The organism is Kastovskya adunca, from assembly GCF_059505785.1.
This window is the reverse complement of sequence record NZ_JCACLG010000010.1, coordinates 1-25886: the sequence shown is the minus strand read 5'-3', so window position 1 is coordinate 25886 and position 25886 is coordinate 1. Positions and strand designations below refer to the sequence as shown.

21 protein-coding genes and 1 pseudogene are annotated in these 25886 nt (G+C 47.7%); 15 read left to right on the top strand and 7 right to left on the bottom strand.

The annotated features are described in order from the left end of the window. Nucleotides 1-60: 60 nt before the first annotated feature. The 3 genes from psb35 to AC5JR3_RS02960 form a co-directional block, all read right to left on the bottom strand. A complete protein-coding gene (gene psb35, locus AC5JR3_RS02970; protein ID WP_495842890.1) occupies nucleotides 61-264 on the bottom strand; it encodes a photosystem II assembly protein Psb35 in 204 nt (67 codons plus the stop codon). 177 nt (nucleotides 265-441) lie between these two features. Beyond that, the gene (ylqF, locus tag AC5JR3_RS02965; protein WP_495842888.1) at nucleotides 442-1320 is read right to left on the bottom strand and encodes a ribosome biogenesis GTPase YlqF; all 879 of its coding nucleotides are present in this window, start codon (nucleotides 1318-1320) and stop codon (nucleotides 442-444) included. A gap of 147 nt (nucleotides 1321-1467) precedes the next feature. Then, nucleotides 1468-1881: a universal stress protein gene (locus AC5JR3_RS02960; protein ID WP_495842887.1), complete on the bottom strand. Its 414-nt coding sequence runs from the start codon at nucleotides 1879-1881 to the stop codon at nucleotides 1468-1470. A gap of 178 nt (nucleotides 1882-2059) precedes the next feature. On the opposite strand from AC5JR3_RS02960, the gene AC5JR3_RS02955 reads away from it, so the two are divergent. The 4 genes and pseudogenes from AC5JR3_RS02955 to AC5JR3_RS02940 all read left to right on the top strand — a co-directional run bounded on the left by AC5JR3_RS02955 (nucleotide 2060) and on the right by AC5JR3_RS02940 (nucleotide 7362). After that, complete coding sequence (locus tag AC5JR3_RS02955) at nucleotides 2060-3262, top strand: phosphoglycerate kinase (RefSeq protein ID WP_495842885.1); 1203 nt, start codon at nucleotides 2060-2062, stop codon at nucleotides 3260-3262. Nucleotides 3263-3580: 318 nt separating this feature from the next. Further along, nucleotides 3581-4981, top strand: coding sequence for a serine/threonine protein kinase (locus tag AC5JR3_RS02950; protein WP_495842883.1), 1401 nt, complete (start codon nucleotides 3581-3583; stop codon nucleotides 4979-4981). A 148-nt stretch (nucleotides 4982-5129) separates the two neighbouring features. Further along, nucleotides 5130-5981: pseudogene (locus tag AC5JR3_RS02945) on the top strand (serine/threonine protein kinase); the annotation flags it as partial. 199 nt (nucleotides 5982-6180) lie between these two features. Beyond that, nucleotides 6181-7362: a serine/threonine protein kinase gene (locus tag AC5JR3_RS02940; protein WP_495842881.1), complete on the top strand. Its 1182-nt coding sequence runs from the start codon at nucleotides 6181-6183 to the stop codon at nucleotides 7360-7362. Nucleotides 7363-7715: 353 nt separating this feature from the next. Here AC5JR3_RS02940 and AC5JR3_RS02935 read toward each other — a convergent pair whose 3' ends face one another. Then, a complete protein-coding gene (locus AC5JR3_RS02935; RefSeq protein WP_495842879.1) occupies nucleotides 7716-8135 on the bottom strand; it encodes a hypothetical protein in 420 nt (139 codons plus the stop codon). Between the two features lie 84 nt (nucleotides 8136-8219). Continuing rightward, nucleotides 8220-9887, bottom strand: coding sequence for a CTP synthase (pyrG, locus tag AC5JR3_RS02930; protein WP_495842877.1), 1668 nt, complete (start codon nucleotides 9885-9887; stop codon nucleotides 8220-8222). A gap of 460 nt (nucleotides 9888-10347) precedes the next feature. Between pyrG and AC5JR3_RS02925 the strand changes: the two genes are divergently transcribed. The 7 genes from AC5JR3_RS02925 (at nucleotide 10348) to AC5JR3_RS02895 (ending at nucleotide 17757) form a co-directional block, all read left to right on the top strand. Further along, entirely contained in the window at nucleotides 10348-10893 is a 546-nt protein-coding gene (locus AC5JR3_RS02925; RefSeq protein WP_495842875.1) for a pyridoxamine 5'-phosphate oxidase family protein, read from the top strand. Nucleotides 10894-10998: 105 nt separating this feature from the next. Then, nucleotides 10999-12756, top strand: coding sequence for an N-acetylmuramoyl-L-alanine amidase (locus tag AC5JR3_RS02920; protein WP_495842873.1), 1758 nt, complete (start codon nucleotides 10999-11001; stop codon nucleotides 12754-12756). 89 nt (nucleotides 12757-12845) lie between these two features. Continuing rightward, on the top strand, nucleotides 12846-13259 hold the full coding sequence (arfB, locus tag AC5JR3_RS02915; RefSeq protein ID WP_495842871.1) for an alternative ribosome rescue aminoacyl-tRNA hydrolase ArfB: 414 nt from the start codon (nucleotides 12846-12848) through the stop codon (nucleotides 13257-13259). A gap of 362 nt (nucleotides 13260-13621) precedes the next feature. After that, nucleotides 13622-14344, top strand: coding sequence for a hypothetical protein (locus AC5JR3_RS02910; protein ID WP_495842869.1), 723 nt, complete (start codon nucleotides 13622-13624; stop codon nucleotides 14342-14344). Continuing rightward, the gene (locus tag AC5JR3_RS02905) at nucleotides 14295-15047 is read left to right on the top strand and encodes a hypothetical protein (RefSeq protein ID WP_495842867.1); all 753 of its coding nucleotides are present in this window, start codon (nucleotides 14295-14297) and stop codon (nucleotides 15045-15047) included. The genes AC5JR3_RS02910 and AC5JR3_RS02905 overlap by 50 nt, the downstream gene beginning before the upstream one ends. Next, nucleotides 15044-16030: a fatty acid desaturase family protein gene (locus AC5JR3_RS02900; RefSeq protein WP_495842866.1), complete on the top strand. Its 987-nt coding sequence runs from the start codon at nucleotides 15044-15046 to the stop codon at nucleotides 16028-16030. The genes AC5JR3_RS02905 and AC5JR3_RS02900 overlap by 4 nt, the downstream gene beginning before the upstream one ends. A gap of 62 nt (nucleotides 16031-16092) precedes the next feature. Further along, nucleotides 16093-17757 (top strand): GH3 auxin-responsive promoter family protein, encoded by a 1665-nt coding sequence (locus AC5JR3_RS02895; RefSeq protein WP_495842864.1) that lies wholly within the window; start codon nucleotides 16093-16095, stop codon nucleotides 17755-17757. Between the two features lie 139 nt (nucleotides 17758-17896). On the opposite strand, the gene AC5JR3_RS02890 is transcribed toward AC5JR3_RS02895, so the two are convergent. After that, the gene (locus AC5JR3_RS02890) at nucleotides 17897-18466 is read right to left on the bottom strand and encodes a Uma2 family endonuclease (protein WP_495842862.1); all 570 of its coding nucleotides are present in this window, start codon (nucleotides 18464-18466) and stop codon (nucleotides 17897-17899) included. 136 nt (nucleotides 18467-18602) lie between these two features. Between AC5JR3_RS02890 and AC5JR3_RS02885 the strand changes: the two genes are divergently transcribed. After that, the gene (locus AC5JR3_RS02885; protein WP_495842860.1) at nucleotides 18603-19718 is read left to right on the top strand and encodes a hypothetical protein; all 1116 of its coding nucleotides are present in this window, start codon (nucleotides 18603-18605) and stop codon (nucleotides 19716-19718) included. Between the two features lie 92 nt (nucleotides 19719-19810). Next, nucleotides 19811-22759, top strand: coding sequence for an FG-GAP-like repeat-containing protein (locus AC5JR3_RS02880; protein WP_495842857.1), 2949 nt, complete (start codon nucleotides 19811-19813; stop codon nucleotides 22757-22759). Between the two features lie 174 nt (nucleotides 22760-22933). On the opposite strand, the gene AC5JR3_RS02875 is transcribed toward AC5JR3_RS02880, so the two are convergent. Beyond that, nucleotides 22934-24067: a cob(I)yrinic acid a,c-diamide adenosyltransferase gene (locus AC5JR3_RS02875; RefSeq protein ID WP_495842986.1), complete on the bottom strand. Its 1134-nt coding sequence runs from the start codon at nucleotides 24065-24067 to the stop codon at nucleotides 22934-22936. A gap of 33 nt (nucleotides 24068-24100) precedes the next feature. Between AC5JR3_RS02875 and fraC the strand changes: the two genes are divergently transcribed. Continuing rightward, complete coding sequence (gene fraC, locus AC5JR3_RS02870) at nucleotides 24101-24820, top strand: filament integrity protein FraC (protein ID WP_495842855.1); 720 nt, start codon at nucleotides 24101-24103, stop codon at nucleotides 24818-24820. A 1-nt stretch (nucleotide 24821) separates the two neighbouring features. After that, nucleotides 24822-25823, top strand: coding sequence for a DUF5357 family protein (locus AC5JR3_RS02865; RefSeq protein ID WP_495842853.1), 1002 nt, complete (start codon nucleotides 24822-24824; stop codon nucleotides 25821-25823). Nucleotides 25824-25886: the final 63 nt, after the last annotated feature.

Sequence of the window (25886 nt, the reverse complement as noted above, 5' to 3'; positions counted from 1 at the left end):
AAAAATAACTGCCTCCTACTTTCAAAGAGGCAGAGAGATTCTTATGGAATCTGCAAAAACTTACAGACCAGGCTTTTCTTCCTTCTCTACTTTCGGCACAACATCAGGGCGCTCTTTATTTTCCCAACCAACAGGGCGCTTAGAGTTGTACCAAGCAATGGAGCCAATCGTTGCGGCGGCAATAAATCCCACTACATAGACAAGAGTAGCAGAAATAGGGAAATGAGGTTCTGCTGCCACGCCAGCTTGCAATATTAAATGCATATTTGTCTTAACTCCTTCCTAATCGTATTTAATCGTATTTAGGCTATCCTACCAGACGTTAAAACCCCCCCTATCACCCTTGAGTTTGATTTTTATGACCAAAGGGAGTAGCTAGGTACAAGTTTGTCTTATAGAAATCACCTATTTTTGAGCAGGAGGAATAGGGGGAGCAAAAAATTAGCGGGGAGCAATTGCTGGCGGCAATTCCAAAGGTAGTGAGCCTAGCAACCCTTTGCGAAAATCATTTAACAACTGCCGTGCCGTGCGCTCTACATCCCCTTGATGACGCTGCTGTGCTAGCTCGTGTAGGTATTCCTCACCAGTCAAGGATTCAGGCTCAAGTTTATAGCGAGACTCTAGAGGAGATGGAGGTAGCAAATGGGCATCATCTCGCTGGTACAGTTGCTTGATTAAATCCACAAAGACAGCCGCAACTAGCTGATTATCGTAAGCCGCCTCACCGATATCGTCACAAATTGCCAGCTTGAGAGCAACGGATTGATTGTTGATCCTGCCAGGAATCACCCCAGGTGCATCTAATAACTCAATTTGGTCAGAAATTCGTACCCAACGCAACTGGCGTGTCACCCCAGCACGTCTAGCACTCTCTACAACTCGCTGTCCCAGCAAACGGTTAATCAATGCGGATTTGCCGACATTAGGAAACCCAATGACAACAGCACGGACGGGACGAGGACGCATTCCTCGACTTACTCGCCGTTGATTCATTTGTTCCCCAGCCGCTTGTGCCGCCTTCTTGAGAGCCGTAATTCCCGTTCCCTGCTGGGCATTAGTAAAGATTGGCTCTTCTCCAACGGAGCGAAACCATTGTTCCCACCGATTTCGCAGGGCATCGGGGATCATATCCAGGCGGTTAAGCACCAACACCCGCGATTTGCCACCTGTCCATTCCAATGTCTGAGGATGGTGAGTGGCGATGGGAATTCTGGCGTCCCGCACCTCCAGCACTACATCCACGCGCTTGAGCTGTTCTTTGAGTTGCCGTTCTGCTTTGGCAATGTGACCGGGATACCAGTGAATTTCTGGGGTTGACATGGGTTTGGGGATAGGGATTAGAGGCTAGGGGCTAGGAATTAGGTAGAGCGTGCTGAACGCTGCGTTGGAAGTTAGGGAGGGTTGATTATTCTCCCCCACTTCCCCATCACCCTATCTCCCCCATCTCTCTAACCCCTACCCTAAAGCCTACGGAACAATCAAAACGGGGCAGGGAGATAGATTGATGACGCGATAGGTGACGCTTTCGGTTGGGCCATCTTCGGTTAAACCTAGCCCTCGGCAGCCCATGATGATTAGGTCTGCCCCGACTTCGTCAGCGACATCACAGATGGTGAAAGCGGGCTTGCCAGCACGCTCTATGAGTTCGGCTTCAATCCCTTGTTGGGAAAATAGCACTTGGGCATTTTGCAGTAGTTCAGCTACTGCGTCTGGAGACTGCATGGTCTCCGGGTTCGGTGTCTCTGCTGTGGTTTCGACTTCTTCAAGTACTGACAGCAGGATTAAGCGGCTACCGTACTTTTGCACAATATTGGCAACAGTATCAGCCGCTTCACGGGCTTCTCGGCTTTGATCGATGGGAAACAAAACTGTCTTAAACATCGCACGCATCTCCAGGACGCGGACTCCGGTAAAATGTGGACGGCAACAGCACTAGTACTATATTCGCCCTGAGAAGAAATTTCTATCTATTGACTTCATCAGGGCAAAGAGCAAACACCAGTGACATGCTGATTAGAGCAAATTAACTCAACAAACGCAATTTTAGGAGAATTTTTCTGTGTCCAAGAAAACTGTAGCAAATTTATCGGCGTCCGATTTATCCGGCAAACGGGTACTGGTGCGGGCAGACTTTAATGTGCCAGTGGATAACGGCAGCATCACCGACGATACCCGTATCCGTGCGGCTCTGCCGACCATTCAGGATTTGACCTCTAAGGGAGCCAAGGTGATCTTGTGCAGCCACTTTGGGCGTCCTAAGGGTCAAGTAAATGAAGATATGCGCCTTACCCCGGTGGCGAAGCGGCTTTCGGAGTTGCTGGGTAAGGAGGTTGTCAAGTGTGACGACTGCATCGGCGATCAGGTCGCGGCTAAGGTGGGCGCGATGCAAGATGGCGATGTGGTGCTACTAGAGAACGTCCGCTTCCACGCTGGGGAAGAAAAGAATGACCCAGAATTTGCCAAGCAACTGGCATCCGTTGCTGATTTGTATGTCAATGATGCTTTTGGCACGGCTCACCGCGCCCATGCTTCTACTGAAGGGGTGACTCACTATCTCAGTCCTTCTGTGGCGGGATATTTGATCGAGAAGGAATTGCAGTACTTGCAAGCCACGATTGAAAACCCGCAGCGTCCCTTAGCCGCCATTATTGGGGGTTCTAAGGTTTCCAGCAAAATCGGCGTGATTGAAACGTTGCTGGAGAAGTGCGACAAGCTGCTGATTGGTGGTGGAATGATTTTCACCTTCTACAAAGCCCGTGGATTGAATGTCGGTAAGTCTTTGGTGGAAGAAGACAAGCTGGAGTTGGCAAAGTCTTTGGAAGCGAAGGCAAAAGAGCGGGGGGTTGACTTGCTGTTACCGACGGATGTTGTCGTGGCGGATAAGTTTGCGGCTGATGCCAATGCCGAAACCGTCAGTATCGAAAACATTCCCGATGATGGTATGGGTTTGGATATTGGCCCGGACTCGGTGAAGCTGTTTCAGGATGCTCTGAAGAATTGTAAGGCAGTGATCTGGAATGGCCCGATGGGTGTGTTCGAGTTTGAAAAGTTTGCCGTGGGTACGGAAGCGATCGCTCACTCTCTTGCCGATCTGACTAAGCAAGGCGCAACCACAATCATCGGTGGTGGCGACTCTGTCGCAGCGGTAGAAAAAGTCGGCGTGGCTGAGCAAATGAGTCACATCTCCACTGGTGGCGGTGCTAGCTTGGAGTTGCTAGAAGGCAAGGAACTCCCTGGTATTACCGCTCTAGACGACGCTTAGACCTAGATTAGTAGACCTCTTGCAAAAATGTACCAGACCCCTCCCCAACCCTCCCCTTACTAAGGGGAGGGGGCAAGATTTCAAGTCTCCCCCCTTACTAAGGTGGGATTAAGGGGGGTCTATTCGACTTATGCAAGAGGTCTAGTGCAAATACATCAAGTTAGCTACGCAGATAGAGGCGTTAACGAAGCTAGGCGCAATTCTTGCTATAAGGTCAGTAGGTTGTTATAGCTCAAGAGAGATTTGTGCCTACAAAAGTCGCCACTGAAGAAATTGTGGCTAAATTAGAGGAACAGCGGCAAAGAACATGTTCGGAGTATGGTGCAAACCTCACAGATCCTACAAGGTCATTACCAACTTCAGCAGAAGCTGGGACATAACGCGGGGCGTCAAACCTGGTTAGCCTCGGATATTGCTACCTCACCCGCAGAACCTGTCGTTGTCAAACTGCTTGCTTTTAGTCCTCAGATGCAGTGGGATGATTTCAAGTTGTTTGAGCGGGAGGCGCAAGTCCTCAAACAGCTAAACCATCCCCAGATTCCCCGGTATCGGGATTACTTTTCCTTGGAGCCAGAAGCCAGCGATCGCTTACGCTGGTTTGCCTTAGTCCAAGACTACATTCCCGGTCAGTCTTTGCAACAACTCTTACAGCAGGGTAAGCGTTTTACAGAAGCACAAGTCCGAAAAATTGCCAGCGATGTTTTGGAAATTTTGACGGAGTTGCACAGTCTCAATCCCCCGGTTCTCCACCGCGATATCAAGCCGAGTAATCTCATCTTGGGAAAAGATCATCGGGTTTACCTGGTTGATTTTGGAGCAGTACAAAACAGTACCGCAGCAGAAGGCGTGACGTTTACTGTCGTTGGTACGACGGGCTATGCACCGCTAGAACAGTTTTGGGGAAAGGCTGTCCCCGCGTCTGATTTGTACGCTTTGGGGGCAACGCTGATTCACCTGCTCACGGGGACAACGCCAGCTGATTTACCGCAGAAGAACATGCGGATTCAATTTAGCGATCGCGTCAGCACCAATCCTACTCTGGTTCGCTGGATTGAAGCGATTACGGAACCCGATTTAGAACAACGCTGTAGCACGGCGGCAGAGGCATTGGAGGCACTACAGACAGGGCGATCGCTCCACACACCACTGCTCCCCATCTCCCAGCCACCCAGCAGCCGCGTGCAACTCAAAAAATCACCCGACTCCCTCAGCATCAGACTTCCCAGACACAAACTTTCCTTTCAGAACGTCATCACCTTAGTATTGAAGGTAGTGCTGACAGTTGGTTCCCTTCCCTTCCTATTAGTAATTGCCATCCTCCTTTTATTAGGACTAGCAATTAATTTGGCAATGATATCTTTTGGTTCATCTCCTTTACTAATTGCTCTGCCGATATTTCTTTTGAGTGGTTTTTTATGGTTTGCAACCACTCAAGAATTTAATAATTTGCAGGATGAATTAAATCAAAATTTTGTTGATTATTTTAGACAAAAAATTATCTACTTATCCAACGATAAATTAGTCGTTAAAAATCAACAGTTCACTTACAAACAGATAAAGCAATTTGGTCGGATTTTAAGCGTTGAAGCGACTCTTTTCGAGAACGTGGCAATTCAGACAAAGTTAAACAGATATACTTTTGGGCAGGAACTTACGGAACTAGAACGACAGTGGCTGGTTCAAGAAATTAAAGATTGGCTTGCCGAAGAAGAGACCTAGAGTGAGAATTTGAAAAAGCTTACCTTAGTTAAACGGTGTGCTTAAATAAGCCCAACGAATTATAGAATGGGCATTTTGCCCTCGATAAAGTTTAATTAAAGTCTGCTAATTTACTAAATAAAAAACTTACGGAAATTGATAACACATAATGCTACAAATTGAACAAGTTTTACAAAAGCGTTATCAACTTAAGAAAAAATTGGGGCAAAACGCAGGACGTCAAACCTGGCTAGCTCAGGATTTACATTCCTCACCGACTGAACCTGTAGTCGTCAAACTTCTTACCTTAAATCCCCAAATTCACTGGGATGAACTGAAGCTGTTTGAGCGGGAGGCACAAATCCTCAAACATCTTGAACATCCCCAAATCCCTCGGTATAGAGATTATTTTGCATGGGACGAAGGAACGGAGGAAAATTTACCTCAGTTTTGCTTAGTTCAAGACTATATTCCCGGAAATTCTTTGAAGCAATTGTTAATACGAGGTAAGTACTTTAGCGAAAAGCAGGTGCGAGACTACGCTACTCAACTGTTGGAAATTTTGATTGATCTACACGAGTTGAGTCCTCCTGTTTTGCACCGCGATATCAAGCCCAGCAATTTGATTTTGGGTAAAGATAGGCAAATTTACTTGGTAGATTTTGGCTCAGTTCAAGACCGAGCCAAGGCAGAGGGAGCAACCTTTACAGTAGTAGGAACTAGTGGGTATACTCCTCCCGAACAGCTTTGGGGACGGACAGTTCCTGCCTCTGATTTATATGCGTTGGGGGCAACACTCATTCATTTATTAACAGGTATTGCTCCGGCTGATTTACCCATTCGGCAAATGCGAATTCAATTTAGTAGTGCAGTGAGTCTCTCCTCCGGTTTTGCTAGTTGGCTTGAAAGGCTCACTTCCCCTGCTCCCGAACAGCGATTTGATTCAGCCCGGAGAGCGCTAAAGGCACTGCAAACTGGCATATCTCAGACAAGTTCTCAACTAAGCACACCTAAAGTTCATTATTGGCGTTTGGCATTTTTAATTTCTCTCCAGTTGGCTATTGTCTGCGTGGGTTTTACTATAATTCCGCAACTGCTACATAAGATTTCTGGTTAATTCAGGAGCTACAAGAGGCGAGAAGCAACAGGTATACCATTGGTAGCGCTTTCTGTGATTCCAGCTACATTAGAAAGATGACGCGGTAAGAAAAGCGATCGCTATGCTGCAAGTAGAAAAGGTTCTTAATGGGCGCTATCACCTCAAGCGTAAGCTAGGACACAATGCAGGGCGACAAACCTGGTTAGCGGAAGATCTAGGGGTGTCACCGAGCGAATTAGTAGTAGTGAAACTGCTGGCATTTGGGGGTGAGGTGCAATGGGACGACTTGAAGTTGTTTGAACGGGAAGCACAAGTCCTCAAACAACTCAATCATGACCGGATTCCGACCTATCGCGATTACTTTCACATTGATGATCGCGCCCTGTGGTTCGGCTTAGTCCAAGAATACATTCCTGGCACATCCCTCAAAGAGCAACTGGCTCAGGGTAAACGCTTCCCTGAAAAAGTAGTCCGTAAAATTGCCGCTGATATTCTCAAAATTCTCCATTTTCTCCACGAACTCCAGCCAACGGTACTGCACCGCGACATTAAACCCAGTAACTTAATCTGGGGTGAGGATGAGCAAATTTACTTGGTAGATTTTGGAGCAGTACAAGATCGAGCAACACAGGAGGGCGTAACTTTTACGGTTGTAGGTACCTACGGTTATGCACCGATGGAGCAATTTGGCGGAAGAGCAATTCCAGCCTCAGATCTTTATGCTTTGGGTGCAACGTTGATTCATTTGCTCACAGGTGTTTCCCCCGGCGACTTGCCACAGCGGAATCTACGAATTGGCTTTCAAGACAAAGTAAGTCTTAGTCCCACAATGGTGAGCTGGCTTGAGAAATTGACAGAACCTGCCCCAGAGGAACGGTTTAAAAGTGCTCAGGAGGCGATGCAGGGATTGAAATGGGGGATGAAGCCCAAGCACCTAATTAGCACCTTGGAAGTTAAACCCGCACCGTTGAACAATTCCGGGCTAGGCATTCATTCATCAGCGCCCGTACCAGAGGAAATCATCGGTTGGAATTGGGGGGCATTTTTGATGCCGTGGTTTTGGCCACTGAGCAATAATGTCTGGTTTGGGTTGTTATCCTGGATGCCCCAACTCGGTTGGATAATGGCAATTTTTTTAGGGGCGAGAGGAAATGAGTGGGCTTGGAAAAGCCGCAGGTGGAGAAGTATCGAACATTTTAAAGCCCATCAACGCGGTTGGGCGATCACAGGCATTCTTTTAGGTGTCCCCATCTCTGCCATACTGTGGTGGGTTGCCTTATCGCTCATTGCTTCGTGGCTTTAACTCGGTGAGTTTTGATCAGCGAATGGTTACTCGCCCATTGGTTCACCCTTTCTATAGAGGTTAGAGAGCAGAGGTGCGGGGGAGCAGGGGAGCAGGGGAGCAGGGGAGCAGGGGAGCAGGGGAGCAGGGGAGCGGCGGAGCAGGGGAGCGGCGGAGCAGGGGAGCAGGGGAGCGGCGGAGAAAATAACCAACCCTATTCATACTTCACCCTTCATACTTCATCCTTCATACTTCACCCGTTCGGACTTCGGCGTGAGCGCTCAGTCGAACGCTGAGCTCACGGCCGAAGCCTTCATACTTCATCCTTCATACTTTCTTCCCACTCAGGACTCACCGACTCAGGACTCACCGACTCAGAACAGCAAGTACCCAGTTTTGCGCTCAATGTAGTCTACGAGGGTTTGATAGCAATCTGGATCGTTTTGCTTATTGATGATGATGGGGATCGAGCTATCCGGTAGCCAAAAGGTGAGCTTCCCACTGGAACCACAGCAGAAACTACTAATGCGGTTGAGGTCGATTAGGTATTCATTGCGCTCATAATTGATTTTGATCCAGTCACCGGATAAGGGTTGAGTCGATACCCGATGGACATAATTGAGAATTTGCTCATACTCTTCCGGGTTGCTTTGCCGATTGATCACCAGGGGAATCGAGCTATCAGGCAGCCAAAAGGTTATCTTACCGTTCGGGGCGCAGGAGAAGGCACTGAGGCGGTCAAGATCGATGACATATTCATTTCGCTCATATTGAACCTTTATCCAGTACGCCACATAACCTCCTCACGCACGTAGTTAGTGTTTAGTTTTCAGTTTTTAAGGTTCTATTCGGCAAAAACTAACAACTAACAACCAGCTTTAAGATACCTCAGCCGGGGATGGTAAGGGTGAGGAAGTGGTAGACGCAAATTCTTCAGTTTCCACTGCTTCCCCCTTAGCCATTGCGGCGTGAATAAATCCTAAGAATAGGGGATGGGGAGCATTCGGACGCGATCGCAATTCGGGATGGAACTGCGTAGCAATGAAGAAGGGATGATTGGGAAGCTCGATCATTTCCACCAAACGACCATCGGGAGACGTGCCACTGATTGCATAGCCTGTATTCAAGAACGAGTTGCGGTAGGCATTATTAAACTCATACCGATGGCGATGGCGTTCGTAAATCACCTCGTCTTGGTAGAGAGAAAATGCCAGGGTATTGGGAGCAATGCGACAAGGATACAAGCCTAATCGCATTGTGCCACCTAAATCCACCACATCTTGCTGTTCTGGCAATAAACTAATCACCGGATTTTGCGTCTCCGGGGCAAACTCAGAACTATTGGCATCCTCCAACCCAGCAACGTGCTGTGCCCAGTCAATTACAGAGCACTGCATTCCTAAGCACAACCCTAAAAACGGGATTTTTTGCTCGCGGGCGTATTGAACAGCGGCAACCTTGCCATCAATACCCCGAACACCAAAACCACCGGGAACCAGGATGGCTTTAACACCCTTTAAAAAGCGTTCTGCTCCGTAGGATTCGATGTCTTCTGAGCTTACCCAACGCAGGTTAAGTTCGGTTTCTAACGCGATCGCCGCATGGCGCAATGCTTCCACCACCGACAAATAGGCGTCATTTAACTGTATATATTTACCAACGATCGCTACCTCCATCTGGCTAGTTGGGCAATAAAGCCGTTCTACCAGGGTTTGCCACTGACTCAAGTTAGGTTCGCGCTGCTCTAGGTTTAACAACTCTAAGGTTTGCTGGGCTAGTCCTTCTCGCTCCAAAATTAGCGGAACTTCGTAGATACTCTTGGCATCCGGACAAGTAATCGTTGCTTCGACGGAAATATCGCAAAATTCGGAAAGTTTTTCCTTCAACCCTGGTTGCAAGGGGCGATCGCAACGACAAACCAACACATCGGGCTGAATCCCAATCGAGCGCAACTCCTTCACCGAATGCTGTGTCGGCTTCGTTTTCATCTCTCCTGCTGCTGGAATCCAGGGAAGTAGGGTGACGTGCATATACAGCACGTTATTGCGCCCTACATCCTTACGAAACTGGCGAATCGCCTCCAAAAACGGCAACGATTCAATGTCTCCTACTGTACCGCCAATTTCCGTAATTACCACATCAGGGTTGGTATTTTTTGCTACTCGGTGGATGCGCTCTTTAATTTCGTTGGTGATGTGGGGAATCACCTGCACCGTTCCCCCCTGATAATCACCGCGACGCTCTTTATTGATTACCGCCTGATAAATTGAACCTGTAGTAACGCTATTAAGGCGCGACATTGAGGTATCGGTAAAGCGCTCATAGTGCCCCAAATCCAAGTCCGTCTCCGCCCCATCCGCCGTCACGAACACCTCTCCGTGCTGGAACGGACTCATCGTCCCTGGATCGACATTAATATACGGGTCAAGTTTCAAAATTGAGACGGAGTATTCTCGCGACTTGAGCAGTCGCCCCAAACTCGCAGCGACAATTCCCTTGCCGATACTAGAGACAACACCACCTGTTACAAACACAAACTTAGTCATAAAATTTCTACGGTCTTTAGAGGCTTTAGATTAATTACAGGCTTCATTGTGCCACAGTCCTTCCAGCGCCGTTCGTTGCCAATAAGACACCCTGGCGGCATGGAGTCCGCTCCTATAATCTCCTGCTTCGCAACTGAGGTAGCAGGGGGATTGACCCTCATTTTTTGAGAGAGTAGAGTGACATGTGCCTGCCTACTTCAATGCTAGTATTTTCTCTTCCCTCTTAGCGGCGCTTTGATGTAGCAAAGCTCACCTTCAAAGGTCGCGATCGCACGCACAAAATAACTATCTTACTCTCAGGTAGGCTTTGTTTAGGTGACTAATTGCGTTGTAGCGCTCAAAAAGTCACAAATTATTGCTCGTTGAGACAGCAAAAAGATTCTTTTTCCGGCAATACCCCCAGCAGAAACTGAAATAAAACTTTCTACTTTTACTCAGAACTTTTAAAAGAGGTTTAACGATGGCTAAATTTTACGCAGAAATTACAGAAGAACTACAAAAGTTTATTCAAGAACAAAAAATATTTTTTACTGCCACCGCTCCTAAATCCGGTCGAATTAATTTGTCTCCCAAAGGCATAGACACTTTTCGGTGTATCGATCGCCAAACCGTCGCCTATCTGGATTTGACAGGGAGTGGTAACGAGACGTCTGCCCATCTAAATGAAGAAGACAGAATGACGATGATGTTTTGCAGCTTCTCAGAAAATCCTTTGATTTTGCGGCTGTATGGACACGGAAGAGTGATTCGTCCTCGGGATGGGGAGTGGGAAACATTTTATTCCTTGTTTAATTCATTACCAGGTGAACGACAGATCGTTGTATTAAAGGTGGATTCTGTTCAGACCTCCTGCGGCTTTGGGGTTCCCCTTTATGAATTCCAAGGAGAGCGATCAACCTTGATTGAGTGGGCAAAAAAGAAAGGAGAACAGGGAATTCAGGCGTATTGGAAAGCTAAAAACGTCAAGAGTATTGATGGGCTACCCACCAAAATTTTATCTGACTAAATCCGTAGGAATATTCCCCTAGCCCCTAAAAACAGGTGCAAGTGGGGACTTTGAACATCAGCGATCGCCTCTAAGTTACAAATCACATAAACCCTTAAAGACAGAATGAAAAATATCCTGGGATTAGCAGTTTTAGGAACCTTGATCACCACCCCAGCTTTGGCAGAACAATCGCTATCGGTTGTCTATCCTCCTGCTAATCACCAGACAACTGCCGAACAAATTTTCTTGATTGGTACCGCTGCTCCCAATGCAGCCGTGACGGTAAATAATCGGACGATTGAACGCAGTCCGGCGGGACATTTTGCTCCCAGTTTCCCCTTGCAGGTGGGAGAGAACGTCTTTATTTTGCGTCAGAACAATCAGCAGCTTGAGATTAAAGTAACGCGACTCTCCACTACGCCAGAAATACCAAGCGGGTTAAACTTTGGCAAAGATTCCCTCACCCCGGCTGTTGATATCGCTAAACTCCCCGGAGAGTTGATTTGTTTTGGGGCAGTGGCACCACCTAATGCCACGGTTGCTGTCAAGCTGGGGAATCAAACTATTCCCCTGTTTCCCCAAACCCAGGATATCCAGCTACCGCCCAATTCCGCTGCCTTAACCGCCCAAAATCAGCCCGTTTCTCAATCGGCGTCTGGGCAATATCAAGGATGTGCTACTGCTGAGACAACAGGGGACTTGGGGCAACCGCAATTTCAGTTATCGCTAAATGGCAAAACTATTAGTCAAGCTAGCCCCGCTAACCTGTCGGTTCTCTCTCCCGCCCAGCTAGAGGTGGCAGAAGTGACTGCCGACGCGGGTACTGCCAGAACCGGGCCGAGTACCGATTACTCCCGCCTCACCCCTTTACCAAAAGGGACAAGGGCAACGGTGACAGGACGGGAGGGCGAGTGGGTACGTTTGGATTATGGTGCCTGGATTAAAGCCTCAGAAGTGCGGATTTTGCCCGGTGCGGTACCGCCGCGATCGCTAATTCGTAGTATCCGTGCCCGTCAGGTGGAGGGGGCGACAGAAGTTGTGTTTCCCCTACAAGTACCCGTTCCTGTCAGCGTGCAGCAAGGTGAGGGCACCTTCACCCTGAATCTCTACAACACTACCGCCCAAACCGATACCATTTTTCTGAATGATGACCCGTTGATTGATCGCCTCGACTGGCAGCAAATTGTGCCGGGACAGGTGCAATACACCTTTAACCTTAAAAGTCCCCAACAATGGGGTTACGACTTGAGATATGAAGGAACTAGCTTGATTCTCTCCTTACGGCATCCCCCCAGAGTTTCTGCAACGCCAAACTCTACCCAACCCTTAGCCGGAGTCAAAATCTTGCTTGATCCCGGACATGGCGGCGAGGAATTGGGATCGAGGGGGCCGACAGGTTATCCCGAAAAAGATGTGAATTTGATTGTCTCTAAGTTGCTGAAAAAAGAACTTTTAGCACGGGGGGCAACTGTATATATGACGCGAGAGGAAGATATAGAGGTACCGCTGGGCGATCGCGTCACTATGATTAATGAAATTGAACCCGCGATCGCCCTTTCGATTCACTACAACGCCTTACCCGATAGTGGCGATGCGATTAATACTCAGGGGATTGGTGCCTTTTGGTACAACACTCAATCCCATAGTCTCGCCGTTTCTCTGCACAATTCCTTGGTGCAAAAACTTAACCGTCCATCCTACGGTGTCTTTTGGAACAACCTCGCCTTAACCCGTCCCCACACCGTACCCTCCGTCCTGCTGGAATTAGGTTTTATGATTAATCCAACGGAATTTGAGTGGGTGGTGAATCCTGCTGAACAGCAAAAATTAGCGGATGCGATCGCAGAAGGTGTGACGCAGTGGTTTGCCTCTGTCAGATAATCCCTATCCTGGCAAAGCCTGAAGGGGTAGTCTGCGAGGATTCGCCTTGTATAACCGATCAGTGCCGCACGTCAAGCCAAAAAAGATCCATGCTAAAAATCACCCGACTAACCAGCATTCCCCCCAACGAAATCGATATTAGTGCAATTCGCTCTCAAGGGGCGGGCGGTCAAAATGTGAATAAAGTCGCCACAGCGATTCATCTACGCTTTGACATCAATGCATCTTCCTTATCTCCCCTCTATAAAGAACGCCTCCTCAATCTCGGTGATCGGCGCATAACTAAAGACGGCATCATCGTCATCAAAGCTCAACAACACCGCACCCAAGAACAAAATAAAGAAGACGCCCTCAATCGACTCCAAGAGTTGCTCAAAAGCGTCACCGTCACCCCCCCAAAACGTAAACCCACCAAACCTTCTCGCCGCGCCAAAAGCAAGCGGATGGACGGCAAAACGAAACGAGGACAGCTCAAAGCCCTAAGAGGCAACATTAAAGAGTAATGAGTAATAAATAGGTACATTACTAGGGAAATAAAATTTAGTAATACCCAAAAATATTTATACACAATTTCTGATTTCTTTTCTAAATACTTTGACTACTTTTATAATCGCTGTGATACTTAGCGGTATAGCGGTGATTAGAAATTCGGCAATACATTTTTCGGTTATAAGCAGCAAAGCCGCAACTATCAGGCAGGCAGATATTAGTTTTACAATTAAAACCCTATTACAATAATCAACGGTTTATAGTAAAGGTTGAATTCTTAAAATAGGGCTAAAGTATTTAATGCAAATAGTCCTAGAAACTCTTGCATTCTGATTACTTATTTAGCGACGTTCATCAATAGCATTAGAGGTCAGTTATGGTGATATCTCCTTCTAATCGTCGTCTCCAGCTAACTTACTACATCATTTTGGTTGTCTTAGGAGTTAGCGGAGGAATACTTTACTATATTCAGAATTATTCCCACGGCTTAGGTGGTGGTATTGCTTTACCGAAGGTGTTGTGGTTGGCTCTAGCTTTGTGGTTTTGGTATTTTTTACCGCCCTTAATCGGCACAGATGCACGCATCAATCCTCAGTTGCGGCAAGGGTACTGGATACTGTGGCTGAATATGGTAGTCAGAGCAGTCCTTGAGTTGTGGATGATGTACGGTTCTCAAACTTGGCACCCCTACTATGGCATTGGTCATGATTTAGTTAGTGCCTTGCTGATCTTTAGCTGGCTGTTCAAGCTAGATCTTGATCAAGATTCTCCTGTACCAGAAAACACATTTCCTTCAGCAAAAGTTAATGTAGAGAAACATCCGATTAACAGCTTAGATAAGGCTGTGAGGTTCAACTTCCGAGTGATGGGAGTGATGTTCTGGATTGAAAGCTACTTTGCCTGGTACATGTTAAAAAATGTTCATTTAGGTGATGAACCTGTTTATTTTGTCCCGGCGAGTAGCCAGCACCAGGGAATTATGCTAATAACCTGGGCTGTTGTAATCGGATTGATGATTCAACAGTTGATCTTTGCTCGCAAATGGCTTTATGAACCGATTGAACGCGGAAGTGGTGCCGAGACAGCGACTCCAGGATGACCTGAGTCGGTTAATGTACGACTTGTATAGTAAGTATTATGCTGGCACGAGTTGGGAAATTTTTCGGGCGGATTTAGGGAAGAAAGATTATGTAATTCTGCTGTGGGATGAGCAGAATCAACTTCAGGGATTTTCTACCTTGGCAGTCTTGAAGTTTGAGTTTGAAGGTCAAGTTAGCCAAGCTATTTTCTCTGGCGATACGATTATTAATCATCAGTATTGGGGAGAACAAACCCTGACGCTGGCGTGGTGTCGCTTGGCGGGAAAAATTAAAGCCGAAGCCGCACAATTACCGCTGTATTGGTTTTTGATTGTGAAGGGTTATCGGACGTATCGCTATCTGCCCATTTTTGCCAAAACTTTTTATCCCAATTGGCGTTATCCCACGCCGCCTCGCTATCAGGTATTGATGGACTATCTAGCCAGGGCGAAATTTGGGGAAAATTACGATCCGGAAGCAGGATTAGTGCGCTTTGCTATTTCCCAAGGACATTTACGGGATAGTTGGGCGGAGATTAAGGACGGATTTGCCAACAAACCGGATATTCGCTACTTTTTAGAACGGAATCCGGAATACTACAAAGGCGATGAATTGGTGTGCTTGATGGAGTTAAGTGAGGATAATATGCGATCGCACGCCCGACGTGGTTTCCTGGAAGGTATGCCGCAATCAGAAGACACCTCTAAAAATATCAGAGCATGACTCTAGAATCTTCGGCAATTCGGACAACTAATGAGGCGAGAAAGGCGATATCGGCGGGAATTGAGGCAGAGATACGCGCTTTACACCAAATTAAACCCCAGCAGCAACTAATTTACGTCCTCTATCCTCTCCTCGCTGTGATGGGTGTCGTGGTGGAACTTGATGCTTATGGGCGAGGGCTGGGGTGGAATCTAGCCTCTGTGCAATATGGCGTTGGGGTGGTGGTAGTGGCGTTGGCGATGAATGCCATGTTTTTGTTGATCCACGAAGCTGTTCACGGGGTTTTGTCTGGTAGGAGTTGGATAAATCACTCCGTAGCGGTGGTTTTGGGAATCGCTGGTGGTGTTTCCTTTTATGCCTATCGGGTGATGCACTTGCGGCATCATGAGTATTTAGGGGATGAAAATGACCCTGATGACTATCACAATTACACTCAAAATCCGACGCTGGTGTGGCTGCTGCACTACAACCGCTTATTGTGGGCAACCCTGCTGTATTTAATTTTTGTGCCAAAGTTGGCATGGCGTTATGGGAACAGAGGCGATCGCATTAATATCATCACTGAGTATTTCTTACTAGGACTTTTCTATACTGTCCTCTTCCTGTTTGTTCCGATAAAAGTCTTCGCGATCGTTTGGCTAGTGCCATTTCTGCTGGCTAACTTTATGATTAACCTGCGCGGGTTAACGCAGCACGGAATTACAGATGCAACCGATCCCTTTATCGCCAGTCGCACCGTTGAGGCTAACTCAGTAACGCGGTTTCTGTTGTTGAATGAAAACTTCCATTTTGAGCATCACCTGTTTCCTGGAGTTCCTAGCTCTAACCTCTTAAGGTTGCATCAATTGATTAATCAGCGATTACCTCGTCGCGTTAGTTGCCCCTCTTACTCCTCATTTCTCTTTCAATTTATACGTGCAAGCCTGCGTCAAGATGAGTCACCGATTGGATTTAAAGAACTACATTCGCCGCAAAAAACGTAAAAACTCTGCGTTACTTTGGGTTAAAAAAAGCCAACAGCTGATTAAAAATGGTGTAAAAACTAATGGACAACTGGCAACAGTTGCAAGCTGTCGTCAAACCTTCCCTAAAAGGATTTTTGCACGCCTTAAAAAATCCGATAGAGGTGCAGCAACGACAACTACAAGGGATTCTTAATGCCAACCAAGAGAGTGTGTTTGGTAAAGCATACGGATTTAGGGCGATTCGCTGTTATGAGGATTATTGCGATCGCGTCCCGATTCAGACTTACGATAATTTAGCCCCCTACATCCAACGCATCGCCGCCGGGGAAACTGGGGTACTGTCTTCTGAACCCGTTGTGGCGTTTGAAGTCACGGGCGGTAGCACTCAAGGAGGAAAGCTGATTCCCTACACTGCTTCTGGATTGCAGGCATTTCAGCGGGCAATTTTTCCTTGGTTGGGGGACTTACTATCACAACATCCTGAGATTAAAGCCGGACGTACCTATTGGGCAATTAGTCCAGTTCGCCCTTTGACGAAAACAAAGGGGGGAATTCCGATTGGGATGGTTAGCGATGCTGCTTATTTTGGTGAGGAGTTGGGGGCTAGTATTGCCCAACTTTTAGCCGTACCTGGGGAGTTTGCGGGGATTGCGGATATTGAGGAGTGGCGGTATCTGACGGCGTTGTTTTTATTGGCGGCGGCAGATTTAAGTTTGATTTCGGTGTGGAGTCCGACGTTTTTGTTGGAGTTGGTGCGGGAGATTTGGGAGAATCGCGATCGCCTAATTGCAGACATTGCTAGTGGTAAAGTTACCCCTCATGCTACCTTAGCGCCGAATCCTGAACGAGCGGCAGCGATCGCTTCTGCATTTTCTGAAGCTAGGTTGCGTAAGGGGAGGGAAATTAACCACAGAGGCGCAGAGAACGCGGAGGAAGAAGGGGAGAGGGAGGAGCGATTGTGTGGGGATGGGTATGATCAGGAGGTTGATACGGCAGCTATCTGGACGCAATTGGCGGTTATTAGCTGTTGGACTGATGCGGCGGCGAAGGCGTTTGTTGATCAGTTGCAAGCCCTGTTTCCTCAGGTTGCAATTCAAGGGAAAGGGTTGCTAGCTACTGAGGGCGTTGTGACGTTACCGTTGGTAGGGTGCGACTTTCCTGTACTGGCAATTGAAAGTGGGTTTTTTGAGTTTCTCGACGCCCAAGAGCAACCTTGGTTATGTCATCAACTGGTAGAGGGGGAAACCTATCGGGTGGTGATGACAACTCATTCTGGATTGTACCGCTATGATTTAGGCGATCGCGTCCGGGTGCGAGGCTGGAAGGAACAAACACCACTTTTGGAATTTGTCGGACGTGCGGGAGTTGTTAGCGATTTATGTGGGGAAAAGCTAACAGAGGAGTTTGTGCTGACACAGTTAGGGAAACAACGAGGCTTTGCGATGCTAGCCCCCTCGTTACGGGGAAAGCCGCATTATGTCTTGTTTCTCGATGCGTCTGAGTACAATGACGCCGACGCTACAACCTTAGCTTGTCAACTCGATCGCGCTTTAGCTACCAATCCCCAGTATCAGTATGCGCGACAGTTAGGTCAACTGAGCGAACTGGTAGCTTGCCGGGTAAAAAATCCTCTCAGTATCTACCTCAACTCAGGGCTAGAACGAGGACAACGATTGGGGGATATTAAGCCGCCAGTACTCAGCAAAGAGACAGATTGGGAATTCCGGTTTGCTGCTTGCGAGTAGCCTATCCTAGGTTATATAGATCCCCGACTTCTTCAAGAAGTCGGGGATATGAGCCGCAATTGCTTAAGTCAGTGCCATTCATTTTAGGTGTATTACGCTACTACGGAGAGAAAGGCGATCGCTCTTTTTCCTCTCTCTACTATTCAGGAAAAAATAGCCGGATAGAACAACTAAATCCCAGTAAAAGTGGCGACGTGATTTCATCATCGCCCAATAAAGTTTCTACTAAAACCAATCGCGCTTTTTCTCGTCGATAAACCTCAACTTTTTTAGTAAAGCGATCGACAATCCAATATTCCTCTACCCCTTGAACTGAATAGAGTTTAAGTTTTGCTTCTTTATCTCGGCGTTCGTTTTGTTTACCAGGAGATAAAACCTCTATTACTAACTCTGGTGCGCCTGTTAGATGCCCCGCCTCATCTTCAATTTGAGTCAATCGTTCTCGACTTACCCAAACTACATCCGGTATGACGCTATCCTCAAAAGCAAAAATCACACCCGGAGCAATAATTGTTTCCCCTAAACCACTCGACTCTGACCAAGCATCAAGTTGTCCAAATATTTTGCCGCAAACCTGTTGATGTCGGCGATGAGGAGAGCGCGTCACAAATAATTCTCCATCAATAATTTCATAGCGCGTCCATTCATTTTGAGGCAAAACCTCTAAATCGTAAACCGTCCACCTAACTCCATCAACAGTTTGGCTCATAATAGTTCCAGCCTGCTTTGTTGCTTTCTTTAGTTCGATTTTATCTAAATATTAAAAGCCAACCACTAATTCCCTCTCTTCTCTTTCCTCCGCGCTCTCTATGTCTGGTGTGGTTCGTTTCTCTTTCATAAAATATATGAACCGCTTTGACTTTGCCCTTGCTACTCCTGACGATGACGCCCAGTTACGTGCTCGGATGGCAGAAGATTGGATGCAGGGGGATATTTCTGTCAGCTTTCGGCGAGAACCAAGTTACTTTGTAGGCTGCCACGTTCAGGGTAAATCCGTACAAATCATCAAATGCACTGAACGGAAAACGGGACGAATTATTGGCTTAGGCAGTCGGTTAATTAATACAGTATTTCTCAATGGCGAACCAAAGCAACTGGGGTATCTTGCAGATTTACGCTGTCATCCCGATTACCGCCAGGGAATGCTTTTAGCGCGGGGCTACAAATTCTTGCGACAGTTGCACGAAGAAAACCCCGTGCCGTTGTACTATTCAGTGATTTTAGAAGGAAACGAGACAGCAAAGCAAAATTTGATTGGTGGACGTGCGGGTTTACCCCAATATCGGGATATCGGGCAGATTCTTACTCCCGCGATTCATCTAGATTTACCAAAGCCAGAAATAAAGGTTCCCGGAGTGCGGTTTGAGCGTAATGGTGTAACACGAAATATTCTCTTTCCAGAAATCTTAAGTTTCGTTCAAACCTGGCAGTCTAAAAAGCAATTTGCCCCTTGCTATCAACTTGAAGACTTCAACAGCCCTCGTTTATTAGGATTGAAACCAGAGGATTTTTATCTAGCATTTCGAGGAAATCAGCTTGTTGGAACCGTCGCGGCTTGGGATCAGCGGGCGTTTCGGCAAACCCATATTGAGCGATACAGCCCACAACTCACCCTCGCTCGTCCCTTTTATAATCTCTTAGCTCAGATGACACCCTTGAAGCCACTTCCCGCACCGGGAAAAATGGTTCCTTATTTTTATCTAGCGTTTGTTGCGATTGAAGAGAATAACCCAGAGATATTTCGAGGATTGCTGCGGGCATTGTATCGCGATCGCCTCTCCGGTTCCTGGCACTACTTCATTGCTGGGTTGCACGAAAACGATCCCCTTGTGACAGTACTGAAAGAATACCGCCGGATTGAAGCAGCCGGAAGACTATTTGTTATCTATTACCCAGATGGAGAAGCACCGTTCCATCAACTCGATGGGCGCGTACCTTATATGGAGATGGCAACCGTATGACGATAGGAGAAAGTTGGATTGGGAATTGGGATCGTAATTTGAAACCTAAACTCCCAAATCCAAACTCATGGCAGTGGGATAGAACACCCAGTTTGTCTGACCCACGTTTGCCAGTATTAGGCGTTTTGGCGCTATATGTTGTACTAGGTATTACAGTTCTGGGATTTAATCGCTCTCCCGCCCAAATTCTGCTGATTGTCAGTGCAGCCTGTCTATTGGATATGCTGTTTCACTGGCTGTTTCGCAGAAGCGGGGGAGCGGGGGAGAAGATTTTTGGGCAAGTTAATGGCTCTACCTCCTCAACTCCCCAAATCCCCATCACATCATCAAAAAAAACAGTACTATTTCCCCTCAGTTCGGCGATTACGGGTTGCTCGTTGAGCATTTTGACCAACTTTGCTCACGGGTTGTGGTTGCCGTTGGTGCCTGTATTTTTTGCGATTTCCTCGAAATACCTGTTCACGGTTAAAGGACGTCACGTCTTTAACCCGGCTCTGTTTGGCATCACGATCAGTTTGCTGGTGGGGCGGGGGATGATTAGTGCGTCTCCGGCTTACCAGTGGGGCAGTTCGGTGGCGATGGTGGCGTTTATTGTCACCGCTGCTTTGGTATTGTTTGCCTTTCGGATTCAGCGCACGGCGTTGATTGTCTCTTTCCTGGGATTCTACGCCCTGCAATTAGGCGTAAGAGCCTATTTAATGCACCATTTGATACCACCGCAAACCCTACTCATGGGGGCGCTGACTTCCCCGGCGTTTTACCTGTTTACTTTCTTTATGATTACTGACCCCGCGACATCGCCCCGCACTCGCAAAGGGCAAATTGGGATGTCGTTGAGTATTGTTTTGATTGATTTGTATCTGCACAAATTTGAGAGTCTCTCGACGTTATTTTTTGCGGGGTTTATTTACTTTGCAGGGCGTTTTGTCTGGTTGCAGGTGCAGGCGTGGCGGGAAAGCTATGGGGGGCGACGTTTACCCCCCCAACCAGGGTTAGAAAGGGGGGATCTAACTCCCCCCCAACCCCCCTTAGAAAGGGGGGAGAATAAACTATTTCAGGACGTTTCTGCTTTCCTTTATCGCTGGGTGGTAATTGGTGTAATTGGGACGGTGGGATTTATTGGGTATCAGCAGTTTGTGGCGGCGCAGGATGTGGTTCAGCCGGATTTTCAGTTTGTGGAGATAGCGGCGGCTGAGGCAGGGATTTCGGCGCACAAGAGCGACATTTTAGAGCGGGTTGACCCCCGCGTGCAGCATGTGGCGAAGTGGCTGCTATCGGTTGGCGATGCTGTAGCAGTGGCGGATGTGGATCAGGATGGGTTGCAGGATATCTTTTTAACTTACCCGTTGAAGGATAAAGGCGATCGCGCCGCACTTTATCTCAACAAAGGCAATTTCCAGTTTGAGCGTTTCCCTATCCCCGCACTGGATGAGTTAGCCGCGAATCCGGAAACTCAAGGTTTACCCTCTGGGGCGTTGTGGTGGGATTACGACAATGACACGGATGCGGATTTGCTGCTGCTGGTGGGCTATGGCAAGTCGCGCTTACTACAAAACCGCTTGGTTGAGGATTGTCGGGGTACAAAGCCTTGCGCCCCTAAATTTGCTGATATTTCCCAGGAAATGGGAATTGATGAATACACCATCAGCCTCACTGCCAATGCCTTTGATATGAATCGGGATGGGCAGTTGGATGTGATGATTGGCAATGCGATGAATCCGCTTTTGCCTAACTATGACCAGCCCCATCACTTTAATATCTTCAATCTTCCCCCAGCGGAGTATCCCGGCGATAGACGGATGTTGGATGTGATGCATCGGAGTTGGCACGATGCCGATAATGGTGGGGAGAATTTGTTTTATCTCAACAACGGGAAAAGCTTTGAGAAGCAGGATGTTGAAGGGTTTGGGTTAGGGGGGAATCGCTGGACATTGGATATTGGGACGGGAGATTTAAATGGCGATCGCTGGACAGATTTATACTTAGCGAATGACTTTGGCCCGGATCAGCTCTACCTTAACCAACAGGGCAAAACCTTCCTCAGTCTGCGCGGTTCCTTAGTGGGAGATGTCGGTCACGACCCCTACAAAGGCATGAACTCCTCGCTAGGGGATGTAGACAACAACGGTCAACTGGATATCTACGTCTCCAATGTCCACGAGAAGTTGCAAGCGGAAGGGAGTTTGCTGTGGATGAATGCGGGAAGTGCCAACACATTAGGATCGAAGGCATTTACAGACCAGGCAATGAAGCGTAACGCCCTCAATGAAAACCGCTTTGGCTGGGGTGGGGCGATGGGGGATTTAGACCGCGATGGGCGTTTGGAAATCCTCCAGGCAAACGGCATGGTGGATGCTAGTTACGACAAAGGCGACAGTGTAACAGCGCAGCCAGTAGAAGGCAAACTGCTTCAGCCTTTTTACTTCAAACTTCATCCTTCCGACAAGGGTTGTCCCGACTACTGGTACTGGAACTCCCAAATTGCCCTGACGGGGCCTGATATTCACGGCTATGCTGACCGTTGGGCAGATTTACGCGATCGCTGCATCTTCCCCTACGAACATAACCGAGTTTACCTAAATCAGGGCGATCGCTTTGTCGATGTTGCCCAGCAAGTCGGCTGGACAGAACCCGGAAATTCGCGGGGAATTGCCCTGGCAGATTTGGATAACGATGGCGATTTAGACGCCCTAGTAACGCATCAATTTGCCCCCGTGTCAATTTACCGCAACGATGCTGCGCCCAATTCCTGGATTGGTTTACAGCTAGAAGGGAATGGCAAGTGCAACCGGGATGCTATTGGCACTCAAGTCACAATTGCTACTCGTTCTGGCACCCAACTCCGGGAGGTGCAGGAATCCAACGGCTTCTCTGCACAAGGAGACAGGCGGTTGTTATTTGGTCTAGGTAGTGAAATGGCTGGTGAGGTTCCCGTTGAAATCCACTGGTGCGGCGAGGAGACACCCCAGCTAGTGCAACTGCAACCTAACCAGTATCACCACCTTGTTCAAGGAATGCTCAAGGGTGATCCGCTTGGATGAATTGGAATTACCTCCCTTAATCCCCCTTGGTAAGGGCAGGGTTGGGGTTGTGGATGCTCGCGATCGCGATCGTTGCGTGACAGTAGGCTGATAACTATATTGTCCCAAGCTCATCTAAGGCGATCGCCGCCCTGTATTTGCCTCTAGTTGTGGATGGATATCCATAACACCAATCTAAAAATCCACCCCTCGCTTCAAATCAACGCCCTTCTCGCAGTAGTGTTTGTGACAAATCATCTCGGAATGGACGCTTGCCAAATCGAAGTAGGGGGGTGGATTCAAGCAGCGACCAGTGATGATCACTTCAGTATCGCGGGGTTTGCGAAGCAGTGCTTCGACGATTGGTTCCGGCGGTAGTAGTTCCAGATCGACGGTGGGGTTGAGTTCATCCATGATGATTGTCTTGTACAACCCTGACGCCAGCGCTACTTTCGCAATTTCCCAGCCACGTTCGGCTTCAACGTAGTCGGCTATTTGCTGTTGTCCTCGCCAGACGATCGCATCTCGTCCGCAGCGATGGTGATCGACTAAGTCAGGGTAGGATTGTCGCAAGGCAGCGATCGCGGCATCTTCTGTATAGCCTGTCCCCCCTTTGAGCCACTGCATAATCAGCACGCGATGGGACTTGTCGATGCTAATCCCGCGACCAATCGCCTGCAAAGCTTTACCCAAGGCATTGGTGGATTTTCCTTTGCCTGCACCCGTGTAGATTTCAATGCCCTCAATGCCCTGTTCCCTAGAAGCTGGATGGTCATGGGGCTTCGATTCGGTGTGCAAGTCAGCAATGTCCAATAGGGCTTGGGGAGTGCCGCGACCTGTAACAATAATTTCCAGATGTTCTGGCTTATTTTGCAATGTTTTTATGACTTCATCGACGGGTAATAAGTCTAAATCTAGGACTGGGTTCAGTTCATCAAGGACAACCACCGAATAAAGATCGGAGGCGATCGCACCTTTTGCCACATCCCAACCCCGCTGCGCCTCTGCTGCATCAAAGCGGATTACTTCATCTTTGACAAAAAATGTCTCCCGTCCCGTGCGAACCTGATCGATTAAGTGAGGGAAACCACGCTGCAAGGCTTCAATGGCGGCGTCCTCATCGTAGGTGCGTCCTGGCCCTTTTAAAAAGCGCAACAACAAAACTCGGCTTAATTCCTGGGAATTAATTCCCAGTCCAATCGAGCGCAATACTACGCCCAGCGCCGCTTGAGACTTACCCTTGCCCGCACCGTCGTAAACATGAATTTGTCCGACGAGTCGTTCTGAACGCTCAACCGCTGTCCGAATCCCAATTCCAGTTCTCACCATGCCAATTTTTGCGACCCAGTACAACACATGCGCTTGACTCAAGCAGTTTACCAAAAGAACAGTGAGGGTGTGATGGGCGATCGCGCTCTCGTTGAGTTAGCACATTTAGCTATTAGCCATCAAACCTCAGCCAAGTCGTCTAAACCAGAGGACAATAGTGACAGAGGGAATACAGGAGTTGAACGGATGTCAGAAGCCGTGCCAATACCGATGATTTTGTTTCATACCCTATTTTTGTTGGTAACGATCGCCATTGAAGGTAGTGTCTTTCATCGAAAATTCAAACTGACTCGTAAAACTAGTATTGAATATGCAATTTCTCTTAATTTGTATATCACTGTCATCGGTTGGTTAAGCTTCTTTTACATGCAAGGAGTGATTCCTCAATCTTTAAAAGTACAATTGTTCAGCTACATTTTTTTCGATAATACTCTTAGACCTACCCCTCAAAATTTTGATATAACTATTATCTTGATGGGACTCGGTATTTTTTTTGCTACCTTCTTTTTCAAGCTTAAAATGTTAGATTTACTTCAAGCTTTTTTACTAAGTTCAGAAGAAAATGTGGAAATTAGCACTACCCAAAGCTCACAAAAGCATAGACCAAGGCTATCTGATCGGCTGAATGACGCCCTTAAAGAGGCAGCACCCAGTGAAGCAACCGTTATTTTGTTATCCACTGCGGTGAGTTACAGCGCCATATCAATCTTGCTCCTAATTCGTCTATCACAAATTAATTCTCCTCTGTTTTAACGTGGAACTTTTTCTCCGTATTTATCGGCTTATTCAGAATGATATCCAATCTGCGACTGCTTTTTCCTGGCCGACTTTTATATTACTCAGCGTATTTTCTTGCTATATGTCCTTATTGGCAACGGGCTTTACCCAAGAACTTATTGCTTTTTTTGGATGGATTTTTTTTATCCTTGGTGTGAATTGGGGAACAACAGAAAATGCCATCAAAATTGGTGATATTTATTTAAGCCCCTGGATTACTGGGGCGTTGGTTAGTCTCTTCATTTTTGGGCAACCGACTGGAGAATTTTCCTCAGAAGCGTTAGTATTTTGGCCGCCAATTTCTGCGGTCATTGCTGCGGTGCCTCTGTCTTTTGGCTCCCCTGAGGGCAAGACAAAGTTTAAAATGCCGAAGTCAGACATTCGTCAGAAGCTAGTTATTTTATTTGGAACTCAGTTTTTATTTAGCTGCTGGTTTCAGTTTTACTTTGTGATTCAAAACTGGTTAAATCAGTATCCCACTATGCTGCTTGACGATTTTACTCGCAGTGCGTTCGTAGTGCGAGTCGGCGATCGCGACGAGAAAGAACTCCCTAGAGGAGCCTTGATGTTGAATTTGATGGCACCGCAGCTAGAACAAGCGCTGGAGGATAAACCTTGGTCGCAGGTAGAACGCTGGCTATTGCGGGAGGAACGACCTGCACGAATTGAGGCGATCGCGCAGGAAGTTAAACAGGTAGTTGCTCCCCTAGAGGAAGATAGTCTGTGGCAGCTAACCTCTGATATCTCTTCTAGTGATTCGGGTTATATCTTAGAATTGCAAGCGGTCTGGAATGGCCCACGTTCCCAAGCTAACCCCTATGTGATCAGCAAACCTTGTGAGATTAATCAGGTTTTAGTACAACCTGATGCAGCAATTGACCCCGTTGACGCCCAGCTATCACCCCCGCCAGAGGCGATCGGTGAAGTAGAATGCGGTGCAGTTACAGGCTGGGGAATTGGGGATGATAGAGAGTCCTGAGTAGGGGTGCAGGGGTGCAGGGGAGCGGGGGTGCAGGGGTGCAGGGGTGCAGGGGTGCAGGGG